This is a genomic window from Moorena sp. SIO3E8 (assembly GCF_010692445.1).
In the GTDB taxonomy this organism is placed as follows: Bacteria; Cyanobacteriota; Cyanobacteriia; order Cyanobacteriales; family Coleofasciculaceae; genus Moorena; species Moorena bouillonii.
In genome coordinates, this window is record NZ_JAAHHM010000214.1 from 1 (window position 1) to 7,652 (window position 7,652).

At 38.7% G+C, this 7,652-nt stretch carries 9 protein-coding genes; 6 read left to right on the top strand and 3 right to left on the bottom strand.

Annotated features, from left to right (window positions below):
• The first annotated feature begins 356 nt into the window (after positions 1 to 356).
• The 6 genes from F6K46_RS36775 (at position 357) to F6K46_RS36800 (ending at position 5,574) form a co-directional block, all read left to right on the top strand.
• Entirely contained in the window at positions 357 to 800 is a 444-nt protein-coding gene (locus tag F6K46_RS36775) for a hypothetical protein (RefSeq protein WP_293067674.1), read from the top strand.
• Positions 801 to 830: 30 nt separating this feature from the next.
• A complete protein-coding gene (locus F6K46_RS36780; protein ID WP_293067677.1) occupies positions 831 to 1,532 on the top strand; it encodes a hypothetical protein in 702 nt (233 codons plus the stop codon).
• A gap of 47 nt (positions 1,533 to 1,579) precedes the next feature.
• Positions 1,580 to 3,565: a WD40 repeat domain-containing protein gene (locus tag F6K46_RS36785; RefSeq protein WP_293117948.1), complete on the top strand. Its 1,986-nt coding sequence runs from the start codon at positions 1,580 to 1,582 to the stop codon at positions 3,563 to 3,565.
• Between the two features lie 20 nt (positions 3,566 to 3,585).
• Complete coding sequence (locus tag F6K46_RS36790) at positions 3,586 to 3,834, top strand: CD225/dispanin family protein (RefSeq protein ID WP_293067682.1); 249 nt, start codon at positions 3,586 to 3,588, stop codon at positions 3,832 to 3,834.
• 44 nt (positions 3,835 to 3,878) lie between these two features.
• Positions 3,879 to 4,316, top strand: a complete 438-nt coding sequence (locus F6K46_RS36795; protein WP_293067684.1) for a DUF2752 domain-containing protein — start codon at positions 3,879 to 3,881, stop codon at positions 4,314 to 4,316.
• A 256-nt stretch (positions 4,317 to 4,572) separates the two neighbouring features.
• On the top strand, positions 4,573 to 5,574 hold the full coding sequence (locus F6K46_RS36800; protein ID WP_075896393.1) for a hypothetical protein: 1,002 nt from the start codon (positions 4,573 to 4,575) through the stop codon (positions 5,572 to 5,574).
• Positions 5,575 to 5,611: 37 nt separating this feature from the next.
• Here the strand turns inward: F6K46_RS36800 and F6K46_RS36805 are convergent, their stop codons facing one another.
• The 3 genes from F6K46_RS36805 to F6K46_RS36815 form a co-directional block, all read right to left on the bottom strand.
• On the bottom strand, positions 5,612 to 5,836 hold the full coding sequence (locus tag F6K46_RS36805; RefSeq protein ID WP_293067687.1) for a DUF433 domain-containing protein: 225 nt from the start codon (positions 5,834 to 5,836) through the stop codon (positions 5,612 to 5,614).
• Between the two features lie 120 nt (positions 5,837 to 5,956).
• Entirely contained in the window at positions 5,957 to 6,148 is a 192-nt protein-coding gene (locus tag F6K46_RS36810) for a hypothetical protein (protein WP_293067690.1), read from the bottom strand.
• A complete protein-coding gene (locus F6K46_RS36815; RefSeq protein WP_293067692.1) occupies positions 6,138 to 7,328 on the bottom strand; it encodes a hypothetical protein in 1,191 nt (396 codons plus the stop codon). The genes F6K46_RS36810 and F6K46_RS36815 overlap by 11 nt, the downstream gene beginning before the upstream one ends.
• Between the last annotated feature and the right edge of the window lie 324 nt (positions 7,329 to 7,652).

The following is a 7,652-nucleotide window of genomic DNA, read 5'->3' on the forward strand; positions in this document are numbered from 1 at the left end:
GGTGGGGATTGGCGATCTCAGGCAAACGACTCATGGATACAGTGGTTTAACTCATGTCGTCATATAGGTTACAGGCTACTCAGCCCGTCATTGAGTTTCCTTTAGATTCTCTTTACAAATCAGCTCTAAGTCCTGTGGGAAATCAACCTGATATTAAAATTTTCTGCATAACTTTTGATGATTAGCCGGATAAGTCTATAGATACTTAAAAATTGGCTATCACCACTCAGGATTCAGCAGGTAGTGTATGAGCTGAATACTGACCATAAGCCCAGCTTTGAAAACAGCCTTTGTTGGGCTACATCTCACCGATGGATCAGGGTGGTTCTGCCTCACGCCGTCTTATCATTTAAACCATGAAAAATTACAAAATACTAACTCTAGGAGCATCTGGTGCAGGCAAGACTGTATTCCTTGCCAGTATGTTTAAGTCCCTATCAATCCAAGGGGAACATGGATTCTATCTTGAAGTTGAGGATTTCACACAACAGCAGCTACTGAATGATATTTATACAAACTTGATCGCTGGGGGAATTTGGCCTGAGGGAACGACATATGATGAGATATCCGAGTGGACATTTACTTGTTGTGTCAAGAATCGTAATCTGGAAAACTTTCCAATTTGTCAGTTTAGTTATTTTGATTATGCTGGCGGACGATTCAGGGACATGGACGAAAACGATCATAAGCTACAAGCAATAATCAGACAAGCTGATGCAATTTTGGGACTTTTAGATGGTCAAAAAATCCAGGCATTACTGAGCAATAGCAATCAAGACAATAAGATGGATAATTTTTAAAAAAAAGACTTACCAGCACTAATCAAGTGGATGTCGCATTCTCAAGCACCAATTCAGTTTGTAGTCAGCAAGTGGGATTTGCTGGAAAATAATTTTGGTTTACAAGAAATAAGCGATCGTCTCCTGGAAATTCCTGAGTTGAAAAAATTAGTTCTTGAACGAAATAGAGAAAGTTCTCCAGTACGCCTTATTCCAGTAAGTTCAGTGGGTTTTGGTTTCGCAACACCTCAACCTGATGGCAGTATGAAAAAGATTGCTGGCTCAATTCCACGTCCTTTTCATATGGAAGTTCCTATATCTTGTGTGATACCAGATCTTGTCGAGAAAGACATTCAGGTAAATCGTCAGAAACTCATTGCTATTAGTAACGAAAAGATTGGAGAAGATAGTGGATTTAATAAATTATTCAATAACTTCTTAAAGGGTATATTGACTTTCGGTATATTGATTGATATACTTGTTGAAATTTTGGTATCATTAATCCTAGATGATGATCCGAACATTATACAACTAGAGATCATCAAAAAAATTGATAATTTTGTCTTAGCCAAAATCAGAAAAAAAGTTGAAGCTAATGACAAAATAATAACTGAATTGCGTCAAAAACGAGATGAAAGTATCAAAAAAATTCAAGATAAAACAACAGCCCTTAAAAGTGCTGTGACAAGTTTTTTGTATATTAGCAATAAACTTAGCCAAGATTTTTCTGACTCTGAAATAATCATAGATTAACTAAAGTAATCTTAATAATTATCAAAGCCAAGATTCCAGCAATGACTATGAAAAATTACAATATTCTTACTTTAGGAGCATCAGGGGCTGGTAAAACTGTGTTTTTGGCTAGTCTTTTTAAGCAATTATTAATTCAAGATAGGGAAGGATTTTTTCTGGAAGCTCCCAAAGATCAGCAGGATAAAAAACTTGTTGAAATCTATAAAAAAATTATCGGCAAAAGTGAAGATGACTGGCCTACATCAACATGGAATATAACTGATTGGGAGTTTATTTGTTGTGTCAAAAATCATAATATTGAAAACTTCCCAGTTTGTAAGTTTACCTATATTGACTATCCAGGAGGATTGATTACAGATATATTAAAAGATCAAAAAAACTATTTTAATTTTAAAACAAAAGTTCCTAATGCTGATGCAGTTTTGGCGATTATTGATGGTTTCAAATTATTGAAATTCATGGAAGACCAAGACCTAAGTGATAAAAAAGTTATCAATTTGTTGCAGAAGGATTTACCCAATATCATGCAATTGGTAGATAAATGTAAAAAAGACACCCCAGTTCATTTTATCATTAGTAAGTGGGATCTGCTTGAAAGTCGTTATAAGCTCTCAGAATTAAGAGAACGCTTATTAGAAAAAGTTCCTGAGTTTAAGGCTTTTGTTAAGAATAGAGTCAATGCTGGTTGTCCAGTGCGTCTGATTCCTGTAAGTTCTATTGGTTCGGACTTTGCTACCCTCCAGCCTGATGGATCGATGAAAAAGAATCCTGGCGCAATTCCTAAACCGTTCCAGTTAGAGATTCCTATTGCTTGTGTCTTGATTGATCGAGTAAACGCTTATATTAATACTTTACAATCAGGCCATCAAGATAGTCATCAACAGGTTCAAGATAAAAATATATTTTTATCTTTGTACAAGCAAATTCAGTCTTTTTTAAATCGACAAGCTGACTTGCCTATTCCCAAGCAGGAAGAACGTTTGCAAGAGATCAAGGATGAGGAAACTGCACTTAATTACTTGGTTGGTACTTTCGTAGATCATCTCCAAAAATTTGAGGTAAATTTTCCCGCAGCTAATTTGGGAGGAGAAATTATCTGCCCGGATCCACCTGTAACTCCCCCCCAGAAGAAACTATTTAATCCAACTCTAATTCGTACCCTGAAAGGACACCAAAAAGTAGTGTGTTCCGTTGGTTTAACATCCGATGGACAAACCTTGTTCAGCTCCAGTCATGATCGAAGCGTTCGATTTTGGCAAGTTGTATCGGGAAAACAATTACAAGGAATGGTGCGTGAAAAGTCAGGTTGGGTAAGAGCAAATCTGAGTCAAGACAATCAACGGCTATTTACCAGCTGTGAAGATAATACCATTAAGGTATGGGATTCCAATACATGCAAACGCATATACAAACCATTGAAGGGACATTCTGACCTGATTAATGGGTTTGTGGTTAGTCCCGATGGGCATAAACTGATCAGTGCGAGTCGGGATAAAACTCTGAAAGTCTGGCAATTGGGAACTAGTGGTGGTACACTCATAAACACTTTAATCGGACATCAAGGCTTTGTTTATGCCCTTGCTGTTGCCCCCGACTGGCACATTGTGGCTAGTGGCGGAAGCGACAAGAGAGTGCTACTTTGGGAACTCCACAGTGGCAATTTGCTTCATACCCTAGATCAGCATCCTGGTTTTATCAGGGCTTTAGCATTTAGTTCCGATGGCAATATTTTGGTTAGTGGTGGTTATGGTGGAACACTCTATGTGTGGGATCCGAAAACCCGCAATCTGAGGTATGAGTTGACAGGACATACCGGAGCAATTTTTTCCCTCGCTATTAGTCCAGATAACTGCATCCTGGCCAGTGGAAGTGATGATCGCACGATCAAGCTGTGGGATTTATCAACTGGAACTATAGTCAGTACTCTAAATGGGCACATTGCCACTATAACTACTCTAGCATTTAGTCCAAATAATCAAACCTTGGCTAGTGGCAGTTTCGACAGAACGATTAAAATTTGGAAACTTGTATAAACCTTAGTTCAAGTAAACCTATGCACTCCAACTCCCCTGTCCCTAACTATCTACCGCAAGCGATTTTAGTAACTCTCTTTTGCTGTTTCCCCTTTGGAATTGTTGCAATTGTCTATGCGGCTCAAGTTAATACAAAATTACAAGCAGCAGACTACGAAGGCGCAGTGACAGCATCAGATAATGCTAAAAAAGGGTGCTGGATTAGTTTTATCTCCGGGGCAATAATTCTGGTTTTATCTGTTATTTTACCCCTAGCAGTGGGTGATTAAAACCCTAAACAAAAAATCAAATAAAAGTTAACAATCATAGTCTCATGAAAAAAACATACTTATCTTCTTTGTCTCCCATAGCTAGAAAAAAATTGAAGGTAAAAGTTTTATCAGCAATTATTTTAGCGTCAGCTATAATTCTGTATTTTTTTGATCCTTCTATACCAGGACAACTTTACCCTCCTAGTCCATTTCGGGCGTTAACTGGTTTGTATTGTCCGGGCTGTGGCACACTGCGAGGACTTCATCAATTACTTCATGGTAATCTCTGGGCAGCCTTTGGGCTGAATCCCCTGATGGTGTTGTCATTGCCTTATCTAATCTACTCCTACATTTGCTACAGTTTACCTGTTTTTACAGGACGCAAAATTACCCAAATTTTCATCAAACCGGCTTGGATTTGGTGGATGTTGAAAATAATTTTAGCCTACTGGATTTTGCGGAATATTCCCTTCGCTCCTTTTTCCTGGCTTGCTCCTTAATGAAATGTGATTTAAGAGGTTGTCTGAGAAGTCTCATTTGCTACATCCAAGCCCCCGTTGGTCCCCCAATTCTGGGGGACTTTTACAAGCAAATGGACTCTTGTTCCCCCCAAAGTTGGGGGGTTAGGGGGGCAAAATTCAGTATAAAAAAACTTTTCAGATATCCTCTAAGAGTTCATAGCTAAGGCAACTCGATCAGGGCAACGAGTTGCTTGTCATCAATCAATGTAAAAACTAAATTTATTAAATTGTAACTATGAGTATTAAAGCTTGGCCTTTTTTAGTAAGCCGTAACCGCTATCTTGACTACAGAACAGTTGTCGCTCCTGATTTCATCTGTGATGCTAAGATTGCTAACTTACTGGCGAGAGTAACGGATGGAGATTTAACCGAACCAGGAAAAGGATTTATCAAGCAAATTTATGGAACAGAAGCCGGAAACTTTACCATAGTCTTTAGAATCATCCAAGCCACCGAAAAAGACCTTAACTCTAAAGAAGGAGATGATATCCTAAAAGATGAATTTGGTAGAAAAATTTATCTAATTGAGGGGGTGGTTATTCAGGGTATTAAGAGCAAAAACCAGGTTTCTATTTCCAATCAAAACCTTGAGGATGTTCATCAGCGACTGACAGAAGGTTACACAGAATTTTGGGAGCATATTGACCCCCATCCAGCCATTCCTTCCAGTATGCTTTCCTTAAGTAGTATGGATGATTCGAGTAGTCCTTTACTACTCGAAGAATTAAAACCATTCCAGGTTAACTCTAAACCTCAAAAGTCAGAGATTGAGCAAAAGGAAGATAATCCGATCATACCTAGGCAATCCCTAATTAATTTTAGAGTTATTATATTAATCGCCCTAGGAATCCTGGGGATGTCTTTTTTTACTGTAATTGTAACATCTATCTGGGGAATAAATAAAGAGGTATATCACTGTACTACTAGTGAGGAAATGCCGATAAAATTTGAGAGTAAAAATAACATCAGTGATGTTCTCAAGAAGCATCAAAAAAAGTATCGGAAGGCAACAATACTCCTTGAGGGTTCTTTTAAAGTCAAATCCAGTAAACAATGGCAATTTTTGACAAGGAGAAAAAAACTCGATAAATCTAACTATACGATTAACTTCAATCGAGATAAATTACAGCTACAAGATTATCCTCTTGACTTAGCAATCGATCAACTTGCCAAACAGCAAGTTGTTGAAGACACTATTATCAAGGCAAAAATTATAAACAGAAAGGAGTGTAACTAAAGTTGCAATCCCAGGAAATGTGCGTCTACCCAAATTGTCATGGAACTAGCACCGGATGATTAAGTTTACGTGAGGCATATAAAAGTGCTGCCTGCAAATCATTTGCCTCTAAATCAGGCATTTCTGCTAAGATTTGCTCAGCAGTAAGTCCAGCCGCAAACAAATCCAGTACATCGGATACTCTAATTCTCATACCGCGAATGCAAGGGCGACCACCGCACTGTCTTGGATTAATGGTAATTCTTTTAAGCAAATCTGACATATAGCTTTACTCCAGAATGAATTTTACTCTGGCTATATAGGGTTTATTATAGCTATGGTAAACGCTGTATTTTCGTAAGCATTCAGCCTATGCGCTACGCGCACGCTACGCGAACAGCAGTCAGCAGTCAGCTATTTTATTCAAAAGCACCTCAAGGTAGCACAGGCTTCTAGCCTGTGCTACCAAAGGCTTCGACGCTGGGACGTAGCCCATTGCCTGATAGCTGATAGCTGATAGCTGATAGCTGATAGCTGATAGCTGATAGCTGATAGCTGATAAACGACTAAAATCAGCCGCGCCTTTAGCGTCCACTTATTTTTCTGGTTAGATTTTTGACAACCTGTCGTTGAGCAGTGCCTTTGGGTAGTATTTTGTCAATCAAAGGTTTTTTGTTTAACGTTCTGCGGAGTTGCCCAACCCAAGAATCCTTGACTTTGTTTTGATTGGCATACTCATAGATTTGTCGCCACTCTGCACGAACAGCTTGGTTAGGCAGGGTGATTTCTTTGATATCGTCAATAATATTGGAATCAGGAAAGCATATGGGAATAGGGTTCCCTGTCGCCAAAAAATTAAGTTTAGTCCTGACGCACTTCTCACATTTACCGCAATTTCGGTCTTTTAAGTCTCCTTGCCAACAGACACGCAAATTTTCAATACCAACTTTCCAATCACAAATTTCTTTTACTTTTTCCGTTCGGTTATGGCTGGCACCATCATGGATGACATGAAAATCCCCAGAACTTAACAAATGATCTGTAATGGGGGATGAACCCCAAGGAATAACCAGTGAATCATAGGGTTCACTACTACCAACAATACAGGTACCAGCAACTTTTTTGAAATTGCTCAGAACAGCAACTAAAACACAGGAAAAAGCATGTTCCCAATTGACTGTTGTAATTTCACGATAGTTGGTTTTGATCGGTACTAGTTTAAGCTGAATATCCTTTAAGGTTTCTTGTGCTCTTTTGCTAGCATTATTAAATGCGGTTTCTTCGCTAAGTGGAATGTCGAACCCGTGAACTATTGAGCATAGCTTTATATCCTGAGACCGATGACTGAATTTTGCTTGGGAGTGACGCCATACGGAGAAGGTCGCATCAACACCCCCAGAAAAGGCACATATGGCACCAGATACTGGTGTATTATTATCTCTTATAGAATCTGCGCTAATCTTAATGTAAGAATATAGGTCAGGTAACCATTTATGCCATGCTGCTTGATATTCAACCAAATTACTTAAGAGCTGTTTTGAGACTTCCCCTTTAACAATTACATGTCTTTCTTCCTTCATCGCATCCATAAGGACCGCAAGTAAATAACTGTCACAATCATTATCTTCCGGCGGCACGATTGATTTATCGAATTGAAACCATAGCTCAGTCTGATCGACTTGGACATCGCCATCAATCCGCTTAATTCTGCATCGTCTAACGCAATCACTATCGGTAGTTTCGCGATTCAACGGTTCAATTTCAATATATTTCATGATGATGGGTTCTTGGGGGGACATGCAAGCTAAAATCCTTACTGGGTAATAATTTCAGCCCATAAGTTACTTAAGTTTTTAGGGAACAGCGAACAGGGAACAGGGAACAGGTAAGAGGGAAAAAATCCTGTGTACCTGATAGTCATGAAAAACGCTGTATAGTAAACTTTTCAGGACTCATGTCACCCCCTCGGGTGCATCTCATTTTTGTAAAAACATCATTAATAAAGCATCCCATTTAGGTAAGCACAGCGTAAAGAAAGAATTTTAGGAACATTTTCAATATTCCATTGTGAGCCTGATATTTTAACTCGCATTCCTATT

What these genes read in the sequence shown, in the direction of transcription:
- F6K46_RS36800 (WP_075896393.1), top strand. Translation starts at nt 4,573, where the DNA reads ATGAGTATTAAAGCTTGGCCTTTTTTAGTAAGCCGTAACCGCTATCTT.
- F6K46_RS36795 (WP_293067684.1), top strand. Translation starts at nt 3,879, where the DNA reads ATGAAAAAAACATACTTATCTTCTTTGTCTCCCATAGCTAGAAAAAAA.
- F6K46_RS36780 (WP_293067677.1), top strand. Translation starts at nt 831, where the DNA reads ATGTCGCATTCTCAAGCACCAATTCAGTTTGTAGTCAGCAAGTGGGAT.
- F6K46_RS36790 (WP_293067682.1), top strand. Translation starts at nt 3,586, where the DNA reads ATGCACTCCAACTCCCCTGTCCCTAACTATCTACCGCAAGCGATTTTA.
- F6K46_RS36785 (WP_293117948.1), top strand. Translation starts at nt 1,580, where the DNA reads ATGAAAAATTACAATATTCTTACTTTAGGAGCATCAGGGGCTGGTAAA.
- F6K46_RS36775 (WP_293067674.1), top strand. Translation starts at nt 357, where the DNA reads ATGAAAAATTACAAAATACTAACTCTAGGAGCATCTGGTGCAGGCAAG.
- F6K46_RS36815 (WP_293067692.1), bottom strand. Translation starts at nt 7,328, where the DNA reads ATGAAATATATTGAAATTGAACCGTTGAATCGCGAAACTACCGATAGT.
- F6K46_RS36805 (WP_293067687.1), bottom strand. Translation starts at nt 5,836, where the DNA reads ATGTCAGATTTGCTTAAAAGAATTACCATTAATCCAAGACAGTGCGGT.